Below are 26,838 nucleotides of genomic sequence, written 5' to 3' on the forward strand. Positions count from 1 at the left end.
TGCAACTTACCGAGAGGTCGTGAAAATGGGAATCCCGCCTTTCGGCGGGATTCCCATTCGCGTGTGAAAGGTTCAGGCGACTTTTTCGAGGACCGGATAGTCAATATAGCCCTTGCCGGTGCCGCCGTAAAAGGTCGACTGGTCGGGCGTGTTGAGCGGCAGATTGTGTACCAGGCGTTCGACGAGATCGGGATTGGCAATGAAAGGCTTGCCGAAGGCGACGAGATCGGCGCGGCCGCTTGCGACGGCGTCGATCGCCAGATCGCGATCATAGCCATTGTTGACCATCCAGTCGGCCTTGCCGCCAGCCTTTTCGTAAGTCTGGCGCAGTCCCTTGTAATCGAAGGCGGGATTGTCGCCCTGCTTATAGTCCCGTTCGCCGCCGGTCTGGCCTTCGATGACATGGATATAGGCCAGGTCGTGTTTGGCCAGTCCCTCGACGACATGGGTGAAGGTCGCCTGCGGGTTGGAATCGTAGCTTTCGCCGGACGGCGTCACCGGTGAGATGCGGATCGCCGTGCGGCCGGCGCCGATTTCCTTCACCACGGCATCGACGACTTCGAAAGTCAGACGGGTGCGGTTTTCGATCGAGCCGCCATATGCATCAGTACGGTCATTGACGCCGTCGCGGATGAACTGGTCGAGCAGGTAGCCGTTGGCGCCGTGGATCTCGACACCGTCAAAGCCGGCGTCGATCGCCGCCCGGGCAGCCTTGCGGTAATCCTCGATGATGCCAGGGATTTCGGCGGTTTCGAGCGCGCGTGGTTCGGAGGTGTCGGCAAAGCTGCCGGTGCCGTCGGCATTGACCAGATAGGTCTTGGCCTTGGCGACACGATTGGTCGATGAAACCGGCTTGCCGTCGTTCGGCTGCAATGTCGTGTGCGAGATGCGGCCGACATGCCACATCTGGACGACGATCTTGCCGCCTGATGCATGGACCGCGTCGGTGACGCGCTTCCAGCCGTCGAGAGCCTCTTTGGTGTAGAGACCAGGCACGTTGGCATAACCCTGGCCCTGATGGGTGATCGCGGTTGCTTCGGTGATGATCAGGCCTGATGTGGCGCGCTGGCGGTAATATTCGACGTTGAGGTCGTTGGGGATTGCGCCCGGCGATCGGTTGCGGGTGAGTGGCGCCATGACGATGCGGTTCTTGACTGATATGTCGCCGACTTTCGTGGGTTCGAAAAGCTTGGCCATGATGGTCCTTTCTTTTGCGGGTGGATCACTCGGCAGGGGCGAGGGCGGCCCGGCCCCTGGCGGAGAGATAGGTGAGTGCCGTGGCGCCGAGGCCGGTCAGGGCCATCAGGGCTGCGGCGAGCGGAACGCGGGTGAGATCGAAGCCGGCGTCGATGACCAAGCCGCCCACCCAGGCGCCGAGCGCATTGCCGGTGTTGAAGGCGCCGATGTTGATCGTCGAGACGAGATTCGGAGCGTCTTTGCCGAAGCCGACGACGCCGACCTGAAGCGCCGGCACGGCGGCAAAGCTTGCCATCGCCCAGAGGAAGAGGGTGATTTCAGCCGGGATGAAGAAGCGGCTCGTATAGCTGAAGGCGATCGAGGTGATGGCGATCGCGGCGAAGACGCCGGCACGCGTCGCGCCGAGCCGCCAGTCGGCAAGCTTGCCGCCGACGAGGTTGCCGATGGTCAGTCCGAGGCCGATCAGAAACAGCGTCCAGGTGACGCCTTCCGGCGAAACGCCGGTGACGTCGCGCAGCAGCGGCGCAATATAGGTGAAGAGAGCGAACATAGAGGCGGCGAAGAAGACGGTGGTGGAGAGTGCCAGCCACAGGCGGCCATTCCTGAGGGCTGCGATCTCACGCAGGATGCTGCCGTTCTCTTGCTGCTTATCCCTGGGCAGGATGGCGATCAGGCCTGATATGGTGACGATACCGATGACGGTGACGACGCCGAAGGTGGCGCGCCAGCCATAGGCCTGGCCGATCGCGGTGCCGAGCGGCACGCCAAGAACATTGGCGAGCGTCAGCCCGGTGAACATCAGCGCGACGGCGCGGGCCTTGCGATCCTCGGCGACGAGGCCGGCGGCAACCACCGAGCCGATGCCGAAGAAGGCGCCATGGCAGAGTGCCGTCACGACTCGGGCGATCATCAGCACCCAATAATCGCTCGCCAGAGCGCAAAGCAGGTTGCCGGCGATGAAGAATGCCATCAGCGCAATCAGGGCGGTACGGCGCTTCAGCTTCGCAGTCGAAATGGCCATCACAGGGGCGCCGATCGCGACCGCCAGGGCATAACCGGTGACCAGCCACCCGGCCTGCGGGATGCTGACCGAGAGATCGGCAGCCACCTCCGGCAACAGACCCATGATGACGAATTCGGTGGTGCCTATCGCAAACGAGCTCAAGGCGAGAACGAGGAGGGCGAGGGGCATTCTAAAGATCCTGCGTCAGTTGCTTGAGGAAGGCGGCGATCGTTTCTTCGTTGCGCTTGTAAAAGATCCACTGGCCAACGCGTTTGGTGGTGACGAGGCCGGCGCGATGCAGCGTGCCGAGATGGGCCGAGACCGTCGACTGCGACAGGCCGCAGCGCTCGAACTGGCTGGCGCAGACGCCCATTTCGAAAGGATGCTCCTGCGAGGGGAAATGTTCCTCGGGGTTTTTCAGCCAGCTCAGAATGTCCATCCGGGTGGGATGGGCGAGTGCCTTGATAATTTCGTCTTTGTCCATCGTTGTTCGCCGAACTATAAATCGTGTTTAATCGATATATTGATCGTCAGGCTTCGATATGCAAATCACGGAGGCGTGAGGCCGTGGTTTTTAGTGAGTGCGCAAATTTTGGGCAAAAAAAGAGGGCCACCGGAAAACCAGGGCCCTTGTAATTGTGAAGGTCAAAAACCTCCAGAGGGGAACAGCTAATGCGGTGGTACTGGGAGAGAAACCACAAGATGCATCAGCTGAGAGAGATATGGTGCTTCCTTGAGCAGGTTTCAATGCTTTTTTGTGCATGTCTGCTATGCGCCGCACAATTTTTTTGCGGTGCGGCATTTATCGAGGAAGTAAGGGCAAAAAAAGAGGGCCACTGGAAAACCAGGGCCCTTATAAGTGTGAAGGTCGAAAACCTCCAGAGGGGAACAGCTAATGCGGTGGAACTGGGAGGAAAAGCCACCATGTGCATCAGCTATGTGCGATATGGTGGTTTATTGGGCAAACGGCAACCCTCATTTGTGCATGCCAGTCATGCACGTTCTGCATAGTCGGCGATTCATCAATAAAACCGGGCTCAAAAGTTCCAGTTTCTGGCCTTGCTGACGATAAAATCGCGGAAGGCTTTCAGCTTGGCCGCGTTCTTGATCTCGTCTGGATAGCAGAAATAGGTGTCGAAGGAGGGGACGTCGGCATTGATCGCCAGCTGAATCAGGCCGGGGTCGCGACCGACGATGTAATCCGGCAGGCAGGCGACGCCGATTCCGAGCAGGGCGGCGCGTTTGATCGAGGTCTGGCTGTTGATCTGCAGATGCGGGATGCGCTTGTTGTCGGAGGAGCGGCCGGCGACCTCAAGCCAATTGACATCGAGCAGGTAACTCGGCGCCGGCTCGCCGAAGGTGATGATGCGGTGATTGTCGAGATCCTCGACCTTCTGCGGCTCGCCGTGACGGTTGATGTAGGACGGGGCCGCATAGACGTGCATGTGCACGGTGAAGAGCTTACGCTGGATGAGGTCGGATTGCTGCGGCTGGCGCAGGCGGATCGCGCAGTCGGCATGACGCATGTTCACATCCACTTCCTCGTTGTCGAGGATCAGCTGGATCTGCACATCGGGATAAAGCTGCAGGAATTCCTGGATCTTGTCGGTCAGCCAGCCCTGGCCGAGACCGACCGTCGTCGTGACGCGCAGCTTGCCGGATGGCGTCTCGGTCGTCTCGGTGAGCTGCATCTTCACGGTTTCGAGCTTCAGCAGCACGTCATGGGCGGTGCGGTAAAGCAGTTCGCCCTGTTCCGTCAGAATCAGGCCGCGTGCATGGCGGTGAAACAGCTTGGTGCCGACATCCTGCTCCAGCGCGCTGACCTGGCGGCTGATGGCGGATTGGGACAGATGCAGTTTATCCGCCGCATGCGTGAACGAACCCGCCTCGGCAGCTGCGTGAAAAATACGCAGCTTGTCCCAATCCAATGGCATTCCCCCACCCCTCATGCCGATCTTACTCCGCGGCCACGGCGACGGGCATGTGGCCCGTCAGATATCGCTCGGCTTCAAGTGCAGCCATGCACCCCAGGCCGGCGGCAGTGATCGCCTGGCGGAACGTATCATCCGTCACGTCGCCCGCGGCATAGACCCCGTCCAGGCTGGTCGCGGTCGAATCCGGCGCGGTCCAGAGATAGCCATTGTCCTTCAGCTTCAGCTTGTCCTTGAAGAGTTCGGTTGCCGGCGCATGGCCGATCGCGACGAAGACGCCATCGATCACCATGTCGGTGATCGTGCCGGTTCTGACGTCACGCAGGCGCGCGCCGGATACGGATTGCGGCATTGGCGGCTTGGCCGGTGTGCCTGTTATTTCGGCCACTTCGGTATTCCACAGCACCTTGACATTCTCCTTGGAGAACAGGCGTTCCTGCAGGATCTTCTCGGCTCGGAAGAAGTCGCGCCGGTGCACTAATGTAACCGACTTGGCGATGTTGGAGAGATAGAGCGCCTCCTCGACGGCGCTGTTGCCGCCGCCAACCACGATCACGTCCTTGTTGCGATAGAAGAAACCGTCGCACGTGGCGCAAGCCGAAACGCCGAAGCCCTGGAAATGCTGCTCGCTCTCGATGCCGAGCCATTTGGCCTTGGCACCGGTGGCAATGATCAGCGTATCGGCGGTCCAGACCTGGCCGCTGTCCGTGCGGGCGACGAACGGACGCTGATTCATGTCGACTTCGGTCACCAGGTCGTTGACGATTTCGGCGCCGACATGTTTTGCCTGCTGCAGCATTTGTTCCATCAGCCAGGGACCCTGGATCGGATCGGCAAAGCCCGGATAGTTCTCGACATCAGTGGTGATCATCAGCTGTCCGCCCTGTTCGAGACCGGCGATCAAAACCGGTTTCAGCATGGCGCGCGCGGCATAGACCGCGGCAGTATAGCCTGCGGGTCCGGAACCGATGATGAGCACCTTGGTGTGGCGGGCGGGCATGTCATTTCCTTTCGACTGGCAGGAGGGCGGCGGCTAAGTGGCGATTGCGGCCGTTTCGCGGTCCATGCGCCATTTATGAACGTCCAATGCTTTTATTCAAGGGCAGCCTTGCGTTACCAACAAGGCAAATCGCCCAGATGTGCAAGAATCCGTCATCGGCGTGAAACTTTCTTGCGTATTCCGCGGCTTTATATAGAAGCTCCCCGCGGAGAATTAAAGAAAGGCAATGATGTGGGGCGTGCGGAACTCGACGTCATCGATATAAAGATCCTCCGGGAACTGCAGGCCGATGGCCGCATGACCAATGTGGAGCTCGCCGATCGCGTCGGCATCTCGGCGCCGCCTTGCCTGCGCCGTGTGCGCAAGCTCGAGGAAGCCGGCATCATCGAGGGCTACCACGCGATGCTGAACAGCCCGAAGCTCGGCTTCGACCTCGTCGCTTTCTGCATGGTCGGCCTCAAGCACCAGTCGGAAGGCAATCTCAAGGCTTTCGCCGCTGCCACCGCCGAATGGCCGCTGGTGCGCCAGGCCTGGATGGTCTCGGGCGACAGCGATTTCCTGCTGCATTGCGTGGCGGAGAACCTCACCCGCTTTCAGGATTTCGTCATCGAGGTGCTGACGGCGAACGAACATGTCGATACCGTGCGCACCATGCTGACGATCCGGCAGGTGAAGAAGCTGGGACTGGTTGAAGTCTAAAACGACCTTGGCAGGTTAATCGTCGTCACGGATTACTTGCGCGAGCTATAGCCGCCCCGGTTGATGCCGTGGCGCTGAAGTTTGTCATAAAACGTCTTTCTCGGAATGCCGAGCGCCTCGATGGTGCGGCGCACGTCGCCGTCATTGGCTGACAGCGTGTCGCGGATGATCTCCGCCTCGTAGCGTTCCAGCCGTTCGGGGAGCGTCGCACCCGTCGGCTGAGGAGGGACCGCTGCCGCTCCGCCGCCTTCCACGCCAAGCACCACGCGTTCGGCATAATGCGAGAGCTCGCGGACATTGCCTGGCCATGTGTGCGAGGCGAGATGCCGCCGCACATCAGGTGAAAGCGGCGGGACATCGCGACGGAAGCGCTCCGCGGCGCGAGCGGCGAAGTGGGAAAACAGCAGCGGAATATCGTCCCGCCGTTCTCTCAGCGGCGGAATGGAGATCGTCACGACATTCAGCCTGTAATAGAGATCCTCGCGAAAATCGCCGCGAACCGCGGGGTCCCCGAGGTCGATCTTGGCAGCCGCGACGACGCGAAGATTGACGGGGCGCACCTCATTGGTGCCGAGCGGCGTGATCTCGCGCATCTCCAGCACCCTCAGCATCTTGACCTGCGTGGCGGCCGGCATGCTTTCGATCTCGTCGAGGAACAGCGTGCCGCCGCTTGCATGTTCGATGCGGCCCGTGCGGCGCTTCTGGGCGCCGGTAAAGGCGCCGGCCTCGTGGCCGAACAGTTCGCTTTCGATGACGGTTTCGGGCAGGGCGCCACAGTTCAGGGCCACGAAATTGCCTTTCCGGCGGTGGCTCCACTGATGCAGGATCTGGGCAACCACTTCCTTGCCGCTGCCCGTTTCGCCGGCGACGAGTACGTCCACATCGGTATCGGCGATGTGGCGAAGAATGTTTCTGAGGTTTTCCATCACAGGCGTCTGGCCGATCAGCGGCAAATTCTCCTGCGCATCTTCGGCTGCTTTCCGCAGCATGCGGTTCTCCAGAACAAGCCGGCGCTTCTCGCTTGCGCGACGCACGCTCTGCACGAGCCGATCGGCTGCGAAGGGCTTGGCGATGAAATCATAGGCGCCGTCCTGAATCGCCTGAACGGCCATGGGAATATCGCCGTGGCCGGTCATCAGGATCACCGGCAGGTCGACATCCATCCCTTGCAGCGTGGCGAAGAGCTGCAGTCCGTCGATCTCGGGCATGCGGATATCGGTGACGACGGGGCCGGCAAAGTCCGCCGGCAGGTCCGCCAGCGCGGCTTTCGCACCGTCATAGGCGGAAACGGAAAATCCGGCGAGTTCGAGCGTCTGCGCGGTGGCACGGCGCAGATCCTTGTCGTCGTCGATCAGCGCAACGGGCATCAGTGTGTCCATGACCTCAAGCCTTCCTCAGCTGAACGATAAACCGGGTACCACCGCTGTCGCTTGCAACGTCCATCCGGCCGCCGTAGTCGCCGACGATATCCTTGGAGATAACGAGGCCAAGGCCGAGACCGCTTTCCTTCGAGGTATTGAACGGCGTGAACAAGCCTTTGCGGATTTCCGTGGGAATGCCGGGGCCGTTGTCGGCGACTGTCACCGTTACCATCCCCGCGTCAGTTGATGTTCTGATCTCGACGCGACCCTCTCCGGCCTTCGGCGCCACCGCCTCCAGGGCGTTCTGAAGCAGGTTGATGAGGACCTGCTCGAGACGAATCCGGTTTCCCATCACCTGCAGTTCGTCGGGCGGCAGGTCGATGTCGAGCGTATCCATGCGGCCGGCAAACCGGCTGCGCAACAGCATCACCGCGCCCTCGATGACGTCTTTCAATCCTGTTGGTTCGGCGCTGCCGCGGCCCTTGCGGGCAAAGGTCTTCAGCTCCTCGGTGATCGAACCTATGCGTTCCGTCAGCGCCGCAATGCTCTCGAGATTTTCGCCGGCAGGCGCAGTCTGGCCGCGATCGAGGAAGGTGCGGGCATTATCCGCATAGGCACGGATGGTCGCCACCGGCTGGTTGATCTCATGAGCGACGCCGGCGGCTACCTGGCCCAGGATGGCCAGCCGATTGGCCTGCACCAGATCCTGCTGCACCGCCTGCAGCTTTTGCTCCGTGCTCTTGTGGCCGATGATTTCAGCCTGCAGCCGGTCTCGCGCCTGGCTGAGATCCAGCGTCCGCTCGACTACCCGCCGTTCCAGTTCCTCTCGTGCTTGCTGTTCGCTCGAGATCCGCAGGGCGATCGTATGGCGGCGGCGCAAGAGGAAGGCTGCTCCGGCCAGCAGTGGCAAGAGTATGAGCAATGCCAGCATGCGGGCTTCGCGAATCCCCGCATCGACGGACGGCCCCAACGCCACCAGATGCTGCAAATGCCATCCGGTCGCCGGCACCGACGTTGCGACATCGAGAAACCTGGTTTTCCCGGCATCGCCGGGCATGACGATCTCGACGACATCGAGCCCTTCGCCGAGGTTTCGGACCATGTCGAGGGGCAGGGGTTGAAGTGGCGCAGCGCCGAATTGGAGGCTTTCGCGGATCGCTGTCAGGCGATCTTCGGCGATCCGGCCGATCGTCATGAACCGCCATGATGGAAGACTGGTGATGAGGACAATGCCACGCTCGTCAACGACGTAGGACGGGGTGCCGGAGGCGTTCCAATCCGCCTCGACGTCGTCGAATTCGACCTTGACCACAACGACACCCAGCAAGCCATTGCTGCCCGAAATCCGCTGCGAGATATAAAGACCCGGTTTCTTGCTGACCGTGCCGAGCGCGAAGTGCTCGGCCTGCCCTCGTTCGACCGCCCCCTGAAAATACTCCCGGAAGCGGTAGTCATTGCCGACGAAGCTCGTCGGCTCGCGCCAGTTGCTGGCCGAAACCGCGATGCCGTCCTTGTCGATGACATAGATGACGGCGGCCTTCGTGCCCGCCGCCAGTATTTCGAGCTTCTGACTGAGCCGCTCGAACGTGCCGGCATCGTTTCCCACCAGGGCCGCGGCGAGCGCGGTGTCCTGCGACAGCACGAAGGGAAGCGCCCGGTATTTTTCAAGAACCGTGCGCAGCAACGCCGCATTCAGCGTCACATCCATGCGGGCCTGCTCCTCGAGGGCAGCCTCCGCCCGGTGCTGGCCGATCTCGCCGCTGGTCCAAAGGCTTGCGACGACCGCGAGGAAGGCGAGCGCGGCATAGGTCCACCACATCCGGCGGATGCGGTGTTGCAGGGGCAGGGAAGGCCACAATTTCTGCGACACGGACATGGCGGATTTGTGCATTTTTCTGCACGAAACGCAAATGGATTTGTGCGGATTTCCGCATTGCTTAGTTAGTTGTTAGCAGTCTCGTAAATTTTTCATTAATAAATTCAATCGGTTGGTTGGCGACTTAAAACTGGCACGGCGATTGCGAAGGAGGTGGCAACAACGGCTGAGCTGTTGGACTTGAAGCGAACGGCTCGGGAGGCCGGAGTTCGTTCCGGACGAGCCACTAGGAGGACATCATGATCGCAGCACCACTCGATGCAGTCGCAGGCAGCAAGGGCAAGAAGCCCTTTTATAGCCATCTTTACGTTCAGGTTCTCGTGGCCATCGCTGCGGGTATCCTTCTCGGTCATTTCTATCCCGAACTCGGCACCCAGCTGAAGCCGCTCGGCGATGCCTTCATCAAGCTCGTCAAGATGATCATTGCGCCGGTGATCTTTCTGACGGTTGCGACCGGCATTGCCGGCATGAGCGACCTGCAGAAGGTCGGCCGCGTCGCCGGCAAGGCGATGCTGTACTTCCTGACCTTCTCGACATTGGCGCTCATCATCGGCCTGATCGTCGCCAATGTCGTCCAGCCAGGCGCCGGCATGAACATCGATCCGGCCTCGCTGGATCCGGCCGCCGTCGCCACCTTTGCCGCCAAGGCGCATGAGCAGAGCATCGTCGGCTTCCTCACCAACATCATCCCGACGACGATTGTCGGCGCCTTTGCCGATGGCGATATTCTGCAGGTTCTGTTCTTCTCGGTGCTCTTCGGCATCGCGCTCGCCATGGTCGGCGAAAAGGGCGAGCAGGTCGTCAACTTCCTCAATTCCCTGACGGCTCCCGTGTTCAAGCTCGTCGCCATCCTCATGAAGGCTGCCCCGATCGGCGCCTTCGGCGCCATGGCATTCACCATCGGCAAGTACGGCGTCGGATCGATCGCCAACCTTGCCATGCTAATCGGCACTTTCTACATCACGTCTCTGCTCTTCGTCTTCATCGTTCTCGGTGCTGTTGCCCGCTACAACGGATTCTCGATCGTGGCGCTGCTGCGCTACATCAAGGAAGAACTGCTGCTGGTCCTCGGCACCTCGTCTTCGGAAGCCGCACTTCCGGGGCTGATGAACAAGATGGAAAAGGCCGGTTGCAAGCGCTCGGTCGTCGGCCTCGTCATCCCGACCGGCTATTCCTTCAATCTTGACGGCACCAACATCTACATGACGCTGGCAGCGCTGTTCATTGCTCAGGCAACCGGCATCCATCTCTCCTGGGGTGACCAGATCCTGCTGCTGCTGGTGGCGATGCTGAGCTCGAAGGGTGCCGCAGGCATCACCGGCGCCGGCTTCATCACGCTTGCCGCAACGCTCTCCGTCGTCCCATCCGTGCCGGTCGCTGGCATGGCGCTCATTCTCGGCATCGACCGTTTCATGTCGGAATGCCGGGCGCTGACCAACCTCGTCGGCAATGCGGTGGCGACGATCGTCGTGGCACGTTGGGAAAACGAGCTGGATACGGTGCAACTCGCCGCAGCACTGGGCGGCCAGACCGGAGAGGATACTTCGGCTGCCGGGCTGCAGCCGGCCGAATAGTCAGCCGCTATCCCCTTATCCTTAGAAACCCTGCAGCGGCCCGTCATCCAACGGGCCGTTTCTCTTTTCGGCTTCAGCTGCGATTGTCGCCGAGAAGACTGTTATAAACGGCGCCGATCGCACTTGCTTCCCTCTCCAGCGCGAAATTCGCCCTGACATGCCGCAGCGCATTCTCGCCATGCGCGACCGCCAGAGCGGGATCTGCGATATAGGGCGCGATTGCCCGCGTCAGCGCCTCGCCATCGCTGGCGGCGACGACCGAACCCGTCTCGCCCGTGACGATGAGCTCGGCATAGGCGCCCGCATCCGATGCCACCACCGCGGTTCGCGAGGCCATGGCTTCGAGCGGCGTCAGGCCGAAGCCCTCGTTGCGGGAGGGGGCGACGTAAAGCGTCAGGCGGCGATACCAGATCTTGATGTCAGGCACTTCGCCGAGAAAGAGGATACGGTCGCTCAGTCCGGCGGCGACGACATCCGCCTTGAGTTTGTCTGCGAATGCCACGTGCTCCGCCGTCACGCGGCCGGAGACGACTGCCGTCCACTCAGTATGCTGCGGCAGCAGTTCGATCATCGCCCTGACGAAAAGATCAGTGCCTTTCTGATGGCGCACACGGCCGAAGCAGCCGACCAGATGGCGGCCGGGCAGGCCGGTGGCGGCGATGCCGTCCTCTGCGGCTTCCGGCGGATGGAACAGAGCAAGGTCGACGCCGTGCTGGATGACCGTGTGCGGCACCTCGAGGAACGAGCCGGAACGGTCGCTGGTCGCGATGACGGCGTCCATGCGACGGATCAGCCATTTCGTATAGGCGGTGTGGCGGCGTTGCGCGGCCGAGGTGAAGAGAAGCTTCAGCGGCATGCGCGTGAGATGGCGAAGCAGGATGCCGACGGCCATCTCGTTGTTGCGGCGAGCGTGCCAGACACGCCGGCGCCGGCGCGCCGGCGGGCGCCAAAGGCCGAGGAGCTGCCGCCACTTCAGTTTCGGCAGGTCCTCCGGCAGGCCGGGGCCGAGTGTCGCGATCTTGATGCCGAGCCGGATCTGGCACGGGATGAGCTGGACGATCGTCGACGTGACGCCGGAGAGCCGGCGCTTGAAATTGGGCGCAATGATCTCGACGTCACGGATATCAGGCAAGGGAGGGGTCTCGCGGCTCGCGGGCGATCAGCCCCAGGAAACCTGGAGGATTTCGTAGGCCTTGGAGCCGCCCGGCGCGTTGACCTCGATGGAATCGCCGACTTCCTTGCCGATCAGCGCACGGGCGATTGGCGAGGAGATGGAGATGCGGCCGGCCTTGACGTCGGCTTCCTGGTCGCCGACGATCTGGTAGGTCTTTTCTTCCTCGGTGTCCTCGTCGATGAGCTTCACCTTGGCGCCGAACTTGATCTTGTCGCCCGACATCTTGGTGAGGTCGATGACCTCGGCGCGCGCCGTCAGGTCTTCCAACTCGCTGATGCGGCCTTCATTGTGGCTCTGGGCTTCCTTGGCGGCGTGGTATTCGGCGTTTTCGGAAAGGTCGCCATGAGCACGGGCTTCGGCGATCGCCTCGATGATTCGGGGGCGCTCCTCCTGCTGGCGCCAGCGCAGCTCTTCCTGCAGCTTGACGAAACCGCCCGGTGTCATCGGTACCTTTTCAACCATTTTTCTGTCCTTCAATCCTCGTATCCGCACAATCAGCGGCGAACACAAAAGAAAACAGGTCCCGAAGGGGAGCTTCGGAACCGTGCCACAATCTTAGTCGGACGCTTATAGCAGATCGCCAAGGCCGATTTCCAGAAAATTCGCATAAGAGAAACGCCGCCCGCCCCGATATCAGGTGGTGCGCCTTGAGAATGGGCAGAAATCCGATCGTCCCGATTGACTCCGCATAAGAGAACATATAGTGAACATACTAATGAAGAAGTCGCTCACAGAACGCTTGGCCATCCTTTCCGATGCCGCGAAATATGACGCTTCCTGCGCTTCCAGCGGCACGGTGACACGTGATTCCCGGGCAAGTGGCGGGCTCGGTTCGACCGAGGGATCCGGCATCTGTCATGCCTATGCACCGGACGGGCGGTGCATTTCGCTTCTAAAAATACTGCTGACCAATTTCTGCATCTACGACTGCGCCTATTGCGTCAATCGCTCGTCGAGCAATGTCGAACGGGCGCGCTTTACGCCCGAGGAGGTCATCTGGCTGACGCTGGAATTCTACCGCCGCAACTATATCGAAGGCCTGTTCCTTTCCTCCGGCATCATTCGTTCGTCCGATTACACGATGGAAGAGATGGTCCGCATCGTCCGCGAACTGCGTGTGACCCATAATTTCCGCGGCTATATCCATCTGAAATCGATCCCCGAGGCGTCACCGCGTCTGATCGAGGAGGCGGGGCTTTATGCCGACAGGCTGTCGCTTAACATCGAGTTGCCGACGGACAACGGCATCACCCGCTTCGCGCCGGAAAAGAAGCCTGCCAATATCCGGCGATCGATGGGAGATCTGAGGCTGAAGATCGAGGCCGCCAGCGAACCGACGCTGCGGACGAAGAAGCGTCAACGTTTCGTGCCGGCCGGCCAGAGCACGCAGATGATCGTCGGCGCCGACGGGGCGAACGATGCGACGATTCTTGCGACCAGCGGCCGGCTTTACAGCAGCTACGGCCTGAAGCGCGTCTATTATTCCGCCTTCAGCCCCATCCCGGACTCGTCGAAAAATCTGCCTCTGATCAAGCCGCCGCTGATGCGCGAGCACCGGCTCTATCAGGCCGATTGGCTCTACCGATTCTACGGTTTCGGCATCGACGAGATCACCGCGAACCAGGCGGGTGGCATGCTCGATCTCACGCTCGACCCCAAACTTGCCTGGGCGCTCGCCAACCGGGCCGAGTTTCCCGTCGATATCAACAAAGCCGAGCGTGAACGGTTGCTGCGCGTGCCGGGTCTCGGCACCAAGACAGTCAAAGCGATCGTTTCGGCCCGGCGTTTTCGCCGGTTGCGGTTGGACGATCTCCAGCGGCTCGGCATTTCGATCAAGAAGGTCCAATCCTTCATCTCGGCGGAAGGCTGGTCGCCGCGCCGATTGATCGAGCGCCCCGACCTTCGCGCCATGTTCGAACCGCAACCCGAACAATTGTCGTTGCTGTGATGCGCCGGGTCGTGCTTACGGGACGCGGGGAGCTTGCCGAATGGCGCGACGCCGCGCGCGCTTTCGCGGCTGCGGGCATCCTGCCGGAAGAGATCGATTGGCGCGAAAAAGGTGCGGAGGCGGACCTTGCGTTTCAACGCGACGCCATGCCGCCGGCGCCTATCATGGCACGCAAGCCGATGACGGTGCCGCCCGCCTTCATCGAGCTCGCGCAGACAGTTCTCTGCCATTCCGACCCGGCGCGCTTTTCCCTGCTTTACCGTCTGCTCTGGCGGCTGCAACTGGACCGGCAACTGCTTGAAGTGGCTTCCGACGAGGACGTTGCCCGTGCCAGGCTGATGGCGAAAAACGTTCGACGCGACGCGCACAAGATGACGGCCTTCGTCCGCTTCAAGGAGGTTGGTGCGGTATCGGCTGACCGTCGAAAATTCCTCGCCTGGTTCGAACCGGATCACCATATCGTCAGGCGCACTGCCCCCTTCTTCCAACGGCGCTTCACCGACATGGACTGGCTGATCGTCACGCCCAAGGGATCGGCCGCCTGGGATGGCGAGCGGCTGACGATGAGCGACGAGCCGTGCGAAAAACCCAATCTCACCGATGCTGCCGATGAACTTTGGCGCACCTACTACGCCAGCATTTTCAATCCGGCGCGATTGAAGCTGAAGGCGATGCAGGCGGAGATGCCGAAAAAATACTGGAAGAACCTGCCAGAAGCCGATCTCATCCCTGGGCTAATCGCATCGGCGGAGAGCAAGGTGCGGGCCATGGCCGCACGAGAGGCGACCCAGTCGTTGCCTTTTCATGACCGGCTTCAGCAGGCGGCACGCAGCCTTCCCGCCGAACCTGAAGCACCGGCGGGCACGCTGGAAGCGCTGCGCGCGGAAGCTGCCGCCTGCACCCGTTGTCCGCTTCATGCGAAGGCGACGCAAACCGTGTTCGGGGAGGGGCCGCGCGATGCCGAGGTGATGTTCGTCGGCGAGCAGCCGGGCGACCAGGAGGATATATCAGGGCGCCCCTTCGTCGGTCCCGCCGGCAGGCTCCTCGATCAAGTGATCACTGAAGCGGGCATCGACCGCTCATCGCTTTACGTCACCAATGCCGTCAAGCATTTCAAATATGAGCCGCGTGGCAAGCGTCGCATCCATCAGAAGCCCAATATGGGCGAGGTAAAGCATTGCCGCTGGTGGCTCGATCTGGAGATGGCGCTGATCAAGCCGAAGCTGGTCGTCGCCATGGGCGCGACGGCGCTTGCGGCGCTGACCGATACGAAACAGCGGCTGCAGGATGTCAGGGGGAAAGCGATCGCGATCGACGAGAGGCGAACGCTCTTCGTGACGGTGCATCCATCCTATCTGCTGCGTATTCCCGACGAGCGGCTGAAAGCGGATGAACTGGCACGATTCCGCGAAGATATGCTGACAATTCAGCGCCTTATGCTGGCAGCTGCATAAACTGATTCCGAAGCCTCCGGCGACGCCGCAATGGCAAGGCTGGCGCCATCGCTCATCGAGCGATGGCGTTCAATATCTCAGGCGAAATAGCTCTGCAGCGGCCGCACCTCGAGATTGCCGGCTTTTAGCGCCTTGATCGCCTGGGCGGCGGCCTCTGCGCCTGCCATCGTCGTGTAGTAGGGCACCTTCTGCATCAGCGTCGCACGGCGGAGCGACTTGGAGTCCGAGATCGCCTTGTTGCCATCGGTGGTGTTGATGACGAGCTGGACCTGGCGGTTGCGGATCGCGTCCTCGATGTGCGGACGGCCTTCGAGCACCTTGTTGATCTTGGTAGCTGTGATGCCGTTTTCGCCAAGGAAGCGGGCAGTGCCGCCGGTCGCCAGCACTTTGAAGCCCTGCTCGACGAGGATGCGGATCGCCGGCAGCACGCGCGGCTTGTCCGCGTCGCGGACGGAGACGAAGACCGTCCCGTCGCGCGGCAGCTCGACGCCGGCGCCGAGCTGCGACTTGGCGAAGGCCAGCGCAAAATCGGTATCGAGGCCGATGACCTCACCCGTCGAGCGCATTTCCGGGCCGAGCAGTGTGTCGACGCCGGGGAAGCGGGCGAAGGGGAAGACGGCTTCCTTGACGGCGATGTGCTTCAGCTTGCGCGGATCGGGCTTTTGCCCATAGGCGGCAAAGGTCGCATCGAGTTTCTCGCCGGCCATGACGTGGGCGGCGATCTTGGCGATCGGCGCGCCAATGGTCTTTGCGACAAAGGGCACGGTGCGCGAGGCGCGCGGATTGACTTCGAGAACGTAGACGGTGCCATCCTTGATGGCGAACTGGACGTTCATCAGGCCGCCGACATTGAGCGCCTTGGCCATGGCCTTGGCCTGGCGCTCCAGCTCGTCGAGCAGTTCGACCGACAGCGAGCGCGGCGGCAGCGAGCAGGCGCTGTCGCCGGAATGGATGCCGGCTTCCTCGATATGCTCCATGATGCCGGCGACATAGACATCGGTGCCGTCGGAGAGGCAGTCGACATCGACTTCGATGGCGTTGCTGAGATAGCTGTCGAAGAGCAGCGGGTTCTTGCCGAGCAGGGTGTTGATCTGGCCGGTCTTGTCGTTGGGATAGCGCTGCTTGATATCCTCAGGCACGAGTTCAGGCACGGTATCGAGCAGGTAGCTCTGCAACTGGCCTTCCGAATGCAGGATCTGCATGGCGCGGCCGCCGAGCACGTAAGAGGGACGTACGACCAGCGGGAAGCCGATTTCGGTGGCAACCATGCGGGCCTGCTCGACCGAATAGGCGATGCCGTTGTTCGGCTGATTGAGGTCGAGCTTCATCAGGAGCTTTTGGAAGCGGTCGCGGTCCTCGGCAAGGTCGATCATGTCAGGCGCGGTGCCGAGGATCGGGATGCCGTTCTTTTCGAGGGCCTCGGCGAGCTTCAGCGGCGTCTGGCCGCCGAACTGGACGATGACGCCGACGACCTCGCCCTTTTCCTGTTCTGCCCGCAGGATCTCGATCACGTCCTCGGCTGTCAGCGGCTCGAAATAGAGGCGGTCCGACGTATCGTAGTCGGTCGAGACGGTTTCCGGGTTGCAGTTGATCATGATCGCCTCATAACCCGCATCCTTCAGCGCGAAGGCGGCGTGGCAGCAGCAATAGTCGAACTCGATGCCCTGGCCGATACGGTTCGGACCACCGCCGAGGATGACGACCTTCTTGCGGTCGGAGACTTCAGCTTCGGAGCGGGCGGCGCCGACGAAAGGCGTCTCATAGGTGGAGTACATATAGGCCGTCGGCGAGGCGAATTCGGCCGCACAGGTGTCGATGCGCTTGAAGACAGGGCGGACGTTCAGGCTATTGCGCAGCTCGGCCACTTCCTTCGGGCGCTTGCCGGTTAGCGTCGCCAGGCGCGCGTCGGAAAAGCCCATAGCCTTCAACTTGCGCAGGTTAGCGGCATCATCAGGCAGGCCGTGCTCGCGGATCCGGGCCTCCATCTCGATGATCGCCTTCAGTTCAGCGATGAACCAGGGGTCGATCTTGCAGCCTTCGTGGACTTCGGCTTCGCTCATGCCCTGGCGCAGCGCCTGGGCGACCATGCGCAGGCGATCGGGCGTCGGCGTGCCGATTGCGGCGCGGATGGCGTTCTGGCTGGATTCGCCCTCTTCAAAGCCGGGGATCTCGATCTCGTCGAGGCCGGTCAGGCCGGTTTCCAAGCCACGCAGCGCCTTCTGCAGCGATTCGGCGAAGGTGCGGCCGATCGCCATGACTTCGCCGACCGATTTCATCGCGGTCGTCAGCACCGGCGAGGCGCCGGGGAATTTCTCGAAGGCGAAACGCGGGATCTTGGTGACGACGTAGTCGATCGACGGTTCGAAGGAGGCAGGCGTTGCGCCGCCGGTGATGTCGTTATCCAGTTCGTCCAGCGTATAGCCGATCGCGAGCTTGGCGGCGATCTTGGCGATCGGGAAGCCGGTGGCCTTCGAGGCGAGCGCCGACGAGCGCGAGACGCGCGGGTTCATTTCGATGACGACGAGACGGCCGTCCTTCGGATTGACGGCGAACTGGACGTTCGAGCCGCCGGTCTCGACCCCGATTTCGCGCAGCACCGCGATCGAGGCGTTGCGCATGATCTGGTATTCCTTGTCCGTCAGCGTCAGCGCCGGCGCGACGGTGATCGAATCGCCGGTGTGGACGCCCATCGGATCAATGTTCTCGATCGAGCAGATGATGATGCAGTTGTCCGCCTTGTCGCGGACGACCTCCATTTCATATTCCTTCCAGCCGAGCACCGATTCCTCGACCAGCACTTCGGTGGTCGGCGAGGCGTCGAGGCCGCCGCCGACGATCTCGAAGAATTCCGAGCGATTGTAGGCGATGCCGCCGCCGGTGCCGCCGAGCGTGAAGGAGGGGCGGATGATGGCGGGCAGGCCGACATGGTCGATCGCCTGGGCGGCGATCGCCATGGCATGGCTCATGTAGCGCTGCTTGCGGTCGCTCTCGCCGAGGTTCCACTGATTTTCCAGCTCGTCCAGCGCCTTGTCGAGATCGGATCCGGAGAGGCTTTCGCGCAGCTTGTTGCGCTCGGCCTCGTGCGTCTTGCGGTCGAGGTCCTTGATGTCGGTGGCGTTCGCCAGCATCGAGCGCGGGGTTTCCAGCCCGATACGGGCCATCGCCTCGCGAAACAGCGCGCGGTCCTCGGCCATGTCGATGGCGGCGGGCTTGGCGCCGATCATCTCGACATTGTAACGGTCGAGCACGCCCATGCGCTTCAGCGAAAGCGCGGTGTTCAGCGCCGTCTGGCCGCCCATGGTCGGCAGCAGCGCATCCGGGCGCTCCTTGGCGATAATCTTGGCGACGACTTCGGGGGTAATCGGCTCGACATAGGTGGCGTCGGCAAGGCCCGGATCGGTCATGATCGTCGCCGGGTTGGAGTTGACGAGGATGACGCGGTAGCCTTCCTCCTTCAGTGCCTTGCAGGCCTGGGTGCCGGAATAGTCGAACTCACAAGCCTGGCCGATGACGATCGGTCCCGCGCCGATGATGAGGATCGATTTGATATCTTGGCGCTTCGGCATGAGTGCTTCCGTTTTCTGGCTGCGCAGAAAGCCGGCCAGGGTGGGAGATCACCGGGTCGGGTCGCGCATGCTGGGTCTTTTCAGGCTAGAAGCGGCTTATAGGCAAATGTATTTGCAAACGGAACCCCATAAATCGCGGAATCGACAGGAATCCAACACGGCACGAAAGACTATTTCCCGTCAGGCACGACCACCACCCGGATTTTGCCGCCACCCTGCTTCAGGAGGAGCGAAAGCGGGAGTCCCGTCAAGCGTTTGGCGCGTCTTCTTTACGTGAAGCGGCGGCGCACATCCTCGGCATAGCTGCGGCTGACCGGGATTTTCGTGCCGTCGCGGGTGAGGATCAGCAGCCTGCCATTGTCGCGTTTCAGGCTGTCGACATGGGCGTCGGCCACCCAGTGCGAGCGATGAACGCGAAGGCCCGGCGTTGCGGCGGTTTCCTTCAGCGCGTCGGCAAAACGCAAGAGCACCAGTTCGCGCCCGCGGCCGGTCACCACCTCGGTATAGTGATCCTGGACAGAAAGGCGCAGCAGCGGGCCACGGTTCTCAGGCTTCAGCCGGTCGAGGATCGAGGTGCCGGGGCTGGTTTCGTGAGGTGCTGCGGCTTCGGCGATTTTCTGGCTCATCGCCATGTAGGTCAAAAGGCAGAAGAGGGCGCAGAGCGGCACCGCAAAAAGCGCGCGCTGCAGGCCGCTTTGCAGCGTGGTCGTTTCGCCAGTGAAGACATAGTCGACGAGGCCGATGGCAAAGCCGATCGGCAGGGCGGCGGCGAGTGAACCCGTCATCATGCGGGCGAACATGGAAACGATCACCTCCCGCAGCAGTCTTTCGGCCGCGACCGCGCAGAGGATGGCGATCACCCAGGCAAGGGCATGCAGGCTCAGCCAATAGGCGAGGCGTTCGCCGAAGGCCATGCTTTGCATCGTGCCGTAGGGGCCGGTGAAGGCAAAGAGCAGGACGATCGCGGCAAAGGTTCCCCAGAAGCGCCGGGAGTGGAGAAAGACCTGCAATTCGCGAAGCGTGGATTGCAAGAAGGGGTGAATCACGAAGTTTTCCTGCCGTTCGCGCGGTTCGGATTGAGGCAGATGAAGTCTTGGCGGAAAGAGCGATCGAATTCAACCGGATGCCGCTCATGACCCTCGAACCGCTCTTCGATGCCCCGCTCGCCGTTCAGATCCATGTCGCCGCTGTTACGCCGGCGGCCCTTCTCGGCGCCTATATCCTGTTGCGCCCCAAGGGCACGCCGCTGCACCGGCTGCTCGGCAGGATCTGGATGGTGCTGATGATTGTAACGGCAATATCAAGTTTCTTCATTCACCAAGTCGATCTCTTCTACGGGGTCAGCCCGATCCATATTTTGTCGATCGCAACATTGTTCGGCAGCTGGAATGCGATCGCGGCGGCCCGCCGCGGCGATATCCGTCTGCACAAACGCATCGTCGCCGGCCTTTATTTCGGCGGCATCGTCCTCGCCGGCCTGTTCACTTTCGTGCCTGGCCGGATCATGCACGCGGTCGTCTTCACCGGAGCGGAATGGCCGGCTGCCCTTGCTGCGGCGGTGATGTAACCCGCAAGAGCACATGGCACTAACCGGTATTATCTGGGAATTACCGGGAATTCGCGGGACCGTCTGATCTGTAAGGGGTTTTGGGGGGAAGCGGCGGAAGCGAGCGGAGAGTTTGCGCGCGAGATCTCGGCACTAAACGGCGGCCAGCGGCTGACCGGCCCAAGCGTTCAAATCGCAAGCCATTGAAAACTAAGGGATGCGGTCAACGAAAGTGGGACGGAAATTCAATTGGCAGAAAATGCGGCCCCACTTATAGAAAACCCTTGAGATTCAAGCGACCCGAAGACGAGGCCTTGAAGCGCGGGCAAAAGACGACTAGGGCGCGCCGCTCTTTCGCTTCGTCAGGGCCCACGACCTTAGCTCACCAAGATAATGGCGGCTGAACTCGCGGCCGCTTGCCGAGCGGTCCGGTGTCATTTTTCACCCGCGCCTGTGACAATTTCTGAACACCCGCTAGTTCTTTTCGCGACTGGGTTGTAAATTGCGGTTGAATCCCGTTTAGAGTCAATCTCTAAGGGTATTTTGAGGGGCGATATAATGCGGGCGGGTGTCTTATTTAACAGGAGAACTGCGGTAAGTGGCGCGGGAAGGCGTCGGTGGTCAGTTCGGCGACACCGGTACCTCTCGACTGTATCGGCGGCGGCGCTTGTGGTCCTATCCGCCGGGGCGGCTCAAACCGCTGACTGGCACGGACTGACAAGCAGCGACTGGACGGACGGGAGTAACTGGTCGGGAGGCACCGTTCCTGGTGCCGGTGCAACCGTCAACATCAGTACGCCGGGTGCACCGGGCAATACACCGGCAATCCTCGGTGTCACCGGCTCGGTCAGCGTCTCGGTGGGTACTATAAATGTCGGCCAGAGCGCTACTGTGCCTGGGACTTTGACGATCCAGAACGGCAGCCGTCTGACCAGCACGGGCAGCTCCCGGCTTGGGGTACCAGCCGGAAGCGCCGGGACCGTCACTGTCACCGGCCCTGGATCGCAATGGAACATACCAAGCGGAACTTTTTATGTCGGCTTTTTCGGCATCGGCACGCTCAACGTTGAGAACGACGGACAAGTCACCACGGGGTCCAATACGGTGCTGGGTGGCAATGCCGTGTCGTCGGGCACACTCAACATCAGCGGCGGCGGTACGTTGCAGACGCTGTCCCTTCGGGGCGGCCCCGGCGGGAGCCAGGCCAATTTTGACAACGGAATTCTGCGCGCGGGGGCCAATAATGCCACCTTCATCAACAGTTTCAACGGTACTGAGCTCAATCTGCTCGCCGGCGGGCTGACGATTGACACCGCCGGCTTCGCGCTGGGCACCGACGCAGCGTCCGGGTTCACCGGCGTCGGCGGTCTGACCGTCACGGGTGGCGGTACTTTCAGCTTGCTGGCAAACAGCATTTACTCAGGCCAGACGCAGATCGACCTCGGCAGCAGCCTCGCCCTTTCCGGCGCCGGCGCCATCGCCAGTTCGAGCCGGGTTGTCGCCGACGGCACTTTTGACGTTTCCGCCTCTGCATCTCCTGCCATCCAGAGCCTGGCCGGCAGCGGCACCGTGGCGCTCGGAGCCCAAACCCTGACGATCACCAATGCCAACGACACGTTCGCGGGCGTCATCGGCGGCACGGGCGGACTGACCGTCACTGGTGGCAGGCAGACGCTTTCGGGCGTCAACACCTATACCGGCGCGACGACGGTGAGCAGTGGCCGGCTTGCCGTCAACGGCTCGATCACCAGCCCGGTCACGACATCGGGAGCCGGCATTCTCGGCGGCACCGGCACGATCTTCGGCGATGTGATCAATGCCGGCACGATCGCGCCGGGCAATTCGATCGGCACGCTGACGATCTCCGGCAACTATACGGGCAGCGGCGGCACGCTCGAAATCGAGAGCGTGCTCGGCGACGATACGTCATCGACCGACCGCCTCGTCGTCACCGGCAACACGTCAGGCACAACCAATGTCAAAGTGATCAACCTCGGAGGCGGTGGCGCGCAAACCCTCGAAGGCATCAAGATCGTCGATGTCGGCGGCACCTCGGCCGGCAGCTTCTCGCTGCTTGGTGATTATGTGTTCGAAGGGGATCAAGCCGTGGTCGCCGGGGCCTATGGCTATCGCCTTTACCAAGGTGGCACCAGTACCCCGGCTGACGGCGACTGGTATCTTCGCTCGGCCCTGCTCGATCCCTCCGGCGCCGAGATCGTGCCACTCTATGCGCCCGGTGTGCCGCTCTACGAAGCCTATGCCGGCGTGCTGCAGAGCCTCAATGAGTTCGGCACGCTGCGCCAGCGCACTGGCGGGCGCGAGGAAGACGACGGTCAATCGGCCGACGACGCCGGGAACGGGCCAACAAGGGCGATCTGGACGCGCATCGATGGAACGCATTCGCATTTTGAGCCGGAGACCTCGACGGCGGGCACCGAATACGATGTAAATAGCTGGACGCTGCAGGCGGGCGTCGACGGAATGCTGCATGAAAGCGGAGCCGGCGCGCTGATCGGCGGCGTGAGCTTCCATGTCGATACCGCCTCGGCCGACATTTCCTCGCGCTTCGGGAAGGGTGACATCGACACGACAGGCTACGGCTTCGACGGCACGTTGACCTGGTACGGCAATAGCGGCTTTTACGTGGATACGCAGGCTGGCGTGACCTGGTACAGCAGCGATCTCAAATCCTCGACCCTTCGTACCACGCTTACCGACGGCAATGACGGCTTCGGCTATGGGTTCAGCGTCGAAGCCGGCCAGAAGATCGCGCTGACGAACCAGTGGTCGCTGACGCCGCAGGCGCAGCTTGCCTATTCCTCCGTGCGCTTCGACAGCTTCACCGATCAATATGGCGCCGATGTATCGCTCGACGACGGCGACAGCCTGACCGGCCGTCTTGGCATCTCGGCCGATTATGACGGCGACTGGAAGGATGCCTCCGGAAAGATCAACCGCGTGAAGCTCTACGGCATCGCCAATCTCTATCATGACTTCCTCAACGGCTCGGATGTCGATGTCTCGGGGACCAGCCTCGTCAGCGAGAACCAGGCGCTCTGGGGCGGCCTTGGTGTGGGCGGCTCGCTCAGTTGGTCGGACGACCGCTATGCGCTCAACGGCGAAGCCTTTGCCCGCACGAGCCTCAAGGACTTTGGCGACAGCAACGCCATCGGGGCGAAGGTCGGGTTCAGCGTGAAATGGTAGAGGAGTGCCGCTCTCGTCACGCACATCGGTCGAGAAGATGATTAGCCGATGTTGCGCCGCATCTGCGATTTCATCATCGCAACGGGTTATAACAGCGGCGGGACGATACACTACCGTCCGGGTGAGGAGAATCGCGCCGCCGACGCAGGCGCCTGATTGCCCGATGAAGTCGCTGGAATTCCAGCCGCCGACGGATATATAGACTCCTTGAGTGCAAGCACAGGCATTGCCGGGGAGAGCGAAGATGGAATGGAGAGGCCGGCGTCAGTCCGACAATATCGAAGATCGCCGCGGCGATCCGACCGGTGGCGGTTTCGGCCGCGGCGGCGGCTTTAATTTCCCTTCCGGCGGCGGCGTTCGCCGCGCCGGCGGCGGCCTCAGCATCGGTACGATCATCTTCCTCGTCGTCATCTATTTTATCTTCAAGGCGATGGGCATCGACCTGATGCAGGTGCTCGATACCGGCGGCACGACGAGCGGTCCCGGCTACGAGCAGAGCCAGTCCGGCGGAACACGCACGCCCGCCAATGACGAGATGACTGCTTTCATGCGTACCGTTCTTGCCGAGACCGAAGATACCTGGCAGGGCATCTTCCAGGCGCAGGGCCAGAATTACGAGGAGCCACGCCTCGTGCTGTTCTCGGGCTCGACGGCATCGGCCTGCGGCTCCGCATCATCTGCAACAGGCCCGTTCTACTGCCCCAGCGACCACAAGGTTTATCTCGATACCGAATTCTTCCAGGAGCTTTCCGACCGCTTCGGCGCGTCCGGCGATTTCGCCGAGGCTTATGTCGTTGCCCACGAGGTCGGCCATCACGTGCAGAACCTGCTCGGAATCCTGCCGAAGTTCAACCAGGCTCGTCAGCGCATGAGCGAGGCCGACGCCAACAAGATGTCGGTGCGCGTCGAGCTGCAGGCCGATTGCTTCGCCGGCATCTGGGGCAAATATACCCAGCAGAAGGGCCTGCTGGAGTCCGGCGATCTGGAGGAAGCGCTGAACGCCGCCCAGCAGATCGGCGACGACTCGCTGCAGAAGCGGTCACAGGGTTATGTCGTGCCGGAAAGCTTCAACCACGGCACCTCGGAGCAGCGCGTCAGATGGTTCAAGCGTGGCTTCGACAGCGGCCAGTTGTCAGCCTGCGATACGTTCTCCGGCCCGATTTGAGGAGTAGTGAGAAGGGGCGCATGGCACAAGCACATCGCAGCCCCTTCCATCCCTTGCTTACTTCTCGCTGTCCATATGCTGCAGCATATGCTCGGGATAACGCCCACCCGCGGCCGCGTCTTTCGGCACGGCGCGTTCGATAACTTCGAAATCTTCTGGCGATAGGTCGACGGCGCGTGAGCCGAGCGCCTCGCTCAGTCGGTCGCGGCGGCGAGCGCCGATGATCGGGACGATATCCTTGCCCTTGGCGGCGACCCAGGCGATGGCGATCTGGGCGACCGAGACGCTCTTTGCCTCGGCGATCTCGCGCAGCTTCTCCACCAGAGCGAGGTTCTGCTCGATATTGCCTTCCTGAAAGCGTGGGCTGTAATTACGGAAGTCGCCTGCCGTCGCACCCTGGCCCTTCTGCCAGTGGCCGCTGATCAGGCCGCGCGACAGCACGCCGTAGGCGGTGATCGAGATGCCGAGTTCACGTGTCGTCGGCAGGATCTTCTCCTCGATGCCGCGTGAGATCAGCGAATATTCGATCTGCAGGTCGACGATCGGGGCAACAGTGGCGGCGCGGCGGATCGTATCGGCGCCGACTTCCGACAGGCCGATATGCCTGACATAACCCGCCTTGACCAAATCTGCGATGGCGCCGACGGTGTCCTCGATCGGCACGTTCGGATCGAGGCGGGCGGGGCGGTAGATGTCGATATAGTCGACGCCGAGGCGCTGCAGCGAATAGGCGAGGAAATTCTTGACCGCGACCGGGCGGGCGTCAATGCCGTTCCAGCCGCCGACCGGATCGCGCAGGCCGCCGAACTTGACGCTGATGACGGCGTTCTCGCGCCTGCGGCCCTTCAATGCCTCGCCGATCAACATTTCATTGTGGCCCATGCCGTAGAAATCGCCGGTGTCGAGCAGGTTGACGCCGGCATCGAGCGCGGCATGGATCGTCGCGATGCTTTCTGCGCGATCTGAGGGACCATAAATGCCCGACATGCCCATGCAGCCGAGGCCGATGGCCGAGACATCAGGTCCGGTCTTTCCCAAACGATAGGTCTGCATTGTCTTCTCCTTCTTTGCGCCGGAGCGGCGCGCTATCGGACGTCCGCGCCGGGGCGGCGCTGCCGGACACCGTTTTAGCGCTTTCGTATTTGTGCGATAATCCGGATAGTGTCGAACAGGCCGTACGGAAAAATGCACAATGAGCGATCTTCCCTTGAGTGATCTGGATGCCTTCACGGCGATTGCAAGGGAGCGCAGCTTTCGCGCCGCCGCCCGCAAGCGTGGGGTTTCGGCCTCATCGCTCAGCGACTCGCTGCGGCGGCTGGAAGAGCGGCTCGGCGTGCGCCTGCTCAATCGGACGACGCGCAGCGTCACGCCGACGGCCGCCGGGGAACGATTGTTGGCGCAACTAGAGCCGGCGCTCGGCGAGGTCGCCGCCGCACTCGGGGCGCTCGACAATTTCCGCGACAGGCCGGCCGGCACGCTGCGGCTCAACGTGCCGGCGGTCGCGGCGCGGCTGTTCCTGCCCGACATTGCCTGCCGGTTCCTGAAGCTCTATCCCGAGATCGAGCTGGAGATCGTCGCCGAGGATACGTTCATCGACGTGCTCGCCGCCGGTTTCGACGCCGGCATCCGTTATGACGAGCGCATCGAGCGCGACATGATCGCCGTGCCGATCGGTCCGAGCCGGCAGCGCTATGTCACCGCCGCTTCACCGGCTTATCTGCAGGAAAGGGGCATGCCGCAACATCCGCGTGACCTGCTGGAGCACAGCTGCATCCGGCATCGCTTTCTCAGCGGGATCGGGCTCACCTGGGAATTCGAGCGCGGCGGGGAGACTTTTGCCATCTCGCCAAGCGGTGCGCTTACGTCAAATTCGATCGAGATAGAGCTCGCCGCCGCCGTCGCGGGGCTGGGCATCATCAGCTCATTCCAAGAGCTCCTGGAATCGGGCCTCGCCTCCGGTCAACTGGTCGCTATCCTCGACGATTGGGCCAGCGAATTTTCTGGTCCGTATCTTTATTACGCCAGTCGACGGCATATGCCGGCACCATTGCGCGCCTTCGTCGATTTTCTGAAGCTGGAACGGCAGCGCGCGCCCCTCGGTTGAGACGTCTCATAAACTTCCCGTTCTGCATTATCAAAA

At 61.9% G+C, this 26,838-nt stretch carries 20 protein-coding genes; 8 read left to right on the plus strand and 12 right to left on the minus strand.

What is annotated here, in order from left to right; translation table 11 throughout:
- Positions 1-72: 72 nt before the first annotated feature.
- From BS629_RS17200 to trxB, 5 genes are all read right to left on the minus strand, one after another.
- A complete protein-coding gene (locus tag BS629_RS17200; RefSeq protein WP_018243004.1) occupies positions 73-1,197 on the minus strand; it encodes an alkene reductase in 1,125 nt (374 codons plus the stop codon).
- Between the two features lie 25 nt (positions 1,198-1,222).
- Positions 1,223-2,389, minus strand: a complete 1,167-nt coding sequence (locus BS629_RS17205; protein WP_027690487.1) for an MFS transporter — start codon at positions 2,387-2,389, stop codon at positions 1,223-1,225.
- 1 nt (position 2,390) lies between these two features.
- Positions 2,391-2,684, minus strand: a complete 294-nt coding sequence (locus tag BS629_RS17210; RefSeq protein ID WP_018243002.1) for an ArsR/SmtB family transcription factor — start codon at positions 2,682-2,684, stop codon at positions 2,391-2,393.
- 553 nt (positions 2,685-3,237) lie between these two features.
- A complete protein-coding gene (locus BS629_RS17215; RefSeq protein ID WP_018446649.1) occupies positions 3,238-4,134 on the minus strand; it encodes a LysR family transcriptional regulator VtlR in 897 nt (298 codons plus the stop codon).
- A gap of 22 nt (positions 4,135-4,156) precedes the next feature.
- Positions 4,157-5,131 carry a thioredoxin-disulfide reductase gene (trxB, locus tag BS629_RS17220; protein WP_018243001.1) on the minus strand — a complete coding sequence of 325 codons (975 nt, stop codon included), beginning with the start codon at positions 5,129-5,131 and terminating at the stop codon, positions 4,157-4,159.
- A 231-nt stretch (positions 5,132-5,362) separates the two neighbouring features.
- On the opposite strand from trxB, the gene BS629_RS17225 reads away from it, so the two are divergent.
- The gene (locus BS629_RS17225) at positions 5,363-5,830 is read left to right on the plus strand and encodes an Lrp/AsnC family transcriptional regulator (protein WP_003541645.1); all 468 of its coding nucleotides are present in this window, start codon (positions 5,363-5,365) and stop codon (positions 5,828-5,830) included.
- Positions 5,831-5,862: 32 nt separating this feature from the next.
- Here the strand turns inward: BS629_RS17225 and BS629_RS17230 are convergent, their stop codons facing one another.
- Together BS629_RS17230 and BS629_RS17235 are read right to left on the minus strand one after the other, a co-directional pair.
- Entirely contained in the window at positions 5,863-7,209 is a 1,347-nt protein-coding gene (locus BS629_RS17230; RefSeq protein ID WP_018243000.1) for a sigma-54-dependent transcriptional regulator, read from the minus strand.
- A 4-nt stretch (positions 7,210-7,213) separates the two neighbouring features.
- Positions 7,214-9,082, minus strand: coding sequence for an ATP-binding protein (locus BS629_RS17235; protein WP_018242999.1), 1,869 nt, complete (start codon positions 9,080-9,082; stop codon positions 7,214-7,216).
- A gap of 224 nt (positions 9,083-9,306) precedes the next feature.
- Here BS629_RS17235 and BS629_RS17240 point away from each other — a divergent pair, with 224 nt between their 5' ends.
- A complete protein-coding gene (locus BS629_RS17240) occupies positions 9,307-10,641 on the plus strand; it encodes a dicarboxylate/amino acid:cation symporter (RefSeq protein WP_018242998.1) in 1,335 nt (444 codons plus the stop codon).
- A gap of 73 nt (positions 10,642-10,714) precedes the next feature.
- Here the strand turns inward: BS629_RS17240 and BS629_RS17245 are convergent, their stop codons facing one another.
- A complete protein-coding gene (locus BS629_RS17245; protein WP_018242997.1) occupies positions 10,715-11,773 on the minus strand; it encodes a glycosyltransferase family 4 protein in 1,059 nt (352 codons plus the stop codon).
- A gap of 27 nt (positions 11,774-11,800) precedes the next feature.
- Positions 11,801-12,277: a transcription elongation factor GreA gene (greA, locus tag BS629_RS17250; RefSeq protein ID WP_003541639.1), complete on the minus strand. Its 477-nt coding sequence runs from the start codon at positions 12,275-12,277 to the stop codon at positions 11,801-11,803.
- A 253-nt stretch (positions 12,278-12,530) separates the two neighbouring features.
- Here greA and BS629_RS17255 point away from each other — a divergent pair, with 253 nt between their 5' ends.
- Positions 12,531-13,763, plus strand: coding sequence for a putative DNA modification/repair radical SAM protein (locus tag BS629_RS17255; RefSeq protein WP_018242996.1), 1,233 nt, complete (start codon positions 12,531-12,533; stop codon positions 13,761-13,763).
- Positions 13,763-15,217 carry a UdgX family uracil-DNA binding protein gene (locus BS629_RS17260; protein WP_018242995.1) on the plus strand — a complete coding sequence of 485 codons (1,455 nt, stop codon included), beginning with the start codon at positions 13,763-13,765 and terminating at the stop codon, positions 15,215-15,217. Before BS629_RS17255 ends, BS629_RS17260 begins: the two co-directional genes overlap by 1 nt.
- Positions 15,218-15,294: 77 nt before the next feature.
- Here BS629_RS17260 and carB read toward each other — a convergent pair whose 3' ends face one another.
- Both carB and BS629_RS17270 read right to left on the minus strand, forming a co-directional pair.
- Entirely contained in the window at positions 15,295-18,783 is a 3,489-nt protein-coding gene (carB, locus tag BS629_RS17265) for a carbamoyl-phosphate synthase large subunit (RefSeq protein ID WP_077988329.1), read from the minus strand.
- 269 nt (positions 18,784-19,052) lie between these two features.
- Positions 19,053-19,829 carry a LytTR family DNA-binding domain-containing protein gene (locus BS629_RS17270; protein WP_018242993.1) on the minus strand — a complete coding sequence of 259 codons (777 nt, stop codon included), beginning with the start codon at positions 19,827-19,829 and terminating at the stop codon, positions 19,053-19,055.
- Between the two features lie 47 nt (positions 19,830-19,876).
- Between BS629_RS17270 and BS629_RS17275 the strand changes: the two genes are divergently transcribed.
- The 3 genes from BS629_RS17275 to ypfJ all read left to right on the plus strand — a co-directional run bounded on the left by BS629_RS17275 (position 19,877) and on the right by ypfJ (position 24,698).
- Complete coding sequence (locus BS629_RS17275; RefSeq protein WP_077988330.1) at positions 19,877-20,350, plus strand: DUF2306 domain-containing protein; 474 nt, start codon at positions 19,877-19,879, stop codon at positions 20,348-20,350.
- Positions 20,351-21,232: 882 nt separating this feature from the next.
- Positions 21,233-23,533 carry an autotransporter family protein gene (locus tag BS629_RS17280; RefSeq protein ID WP_018242991.1) on the plus strand — a complete coding sequence of 767 codons (2,301 nt, stop codon included), beginning with the start codon at positions 21,233-21,235 and terminating at the stop codon, positions 23,531-23,533.
- 244 nt (positions 23,534-23,777) lie between these two features.
- Positions 23,778-24,698 (plus strand): KPN_02809 family neutral zinc metallopeptidase, encoded by a 921-nt coding sequence (ypfJ, locus tag BS629_RS17285; RefSeq protein ID WP_018242989.1) that lies wholly within the window; start codon positions 23,778-23,780, stop codon positions 24,696-24,698.
- Between the two features lie 57 nt (positions 24,699-24,755).
- Here the strand turns inward: ypfJ and BS629_RS17290 are convergent, their stop codons facing one another.
- Entirely contained in the window at positions 24,756-25,751 is a 996-nt protein-coding gene (locus tag BS629_RS17290; protein ID WP_018242988.1) for an aldo/keto reductase, read from the minus strand.
- Positions 25,752-25,890: 139 nt separating this feature from the next.
- Here BS629_RS17290 and BS629_RS17295 point away from each other — a divergent pair, with 139 nt between their 5' ends.
- Positions 25,891-26,802 carry a LysR family transcriptional regulator gene (locus BS629_RS17295; RefSeq protein ID WP_018242987.1) on the plus strand — a complete coding sequence of 304 codons (912 nt, stop codon included), beginning with the start codon at positions 25,891-25,893 and terminating at the stop codon, positions 26,800-26,802.
- Positions 26,803-26,838 lie beyond the last annotated feature (36 nt).

Source organism: Rhizobium leguminosarum bv. viciae USDA 2370 (assembly GCF_002008365.1).
In the GTDB taxonomy this organism is placed as follows: Bacteria; Pseudomonadota; Alphaproteobacteria; order Rhizobiales; family Rhizobiaceae; genus Rhizobium; species Rhizobium leguminosarum.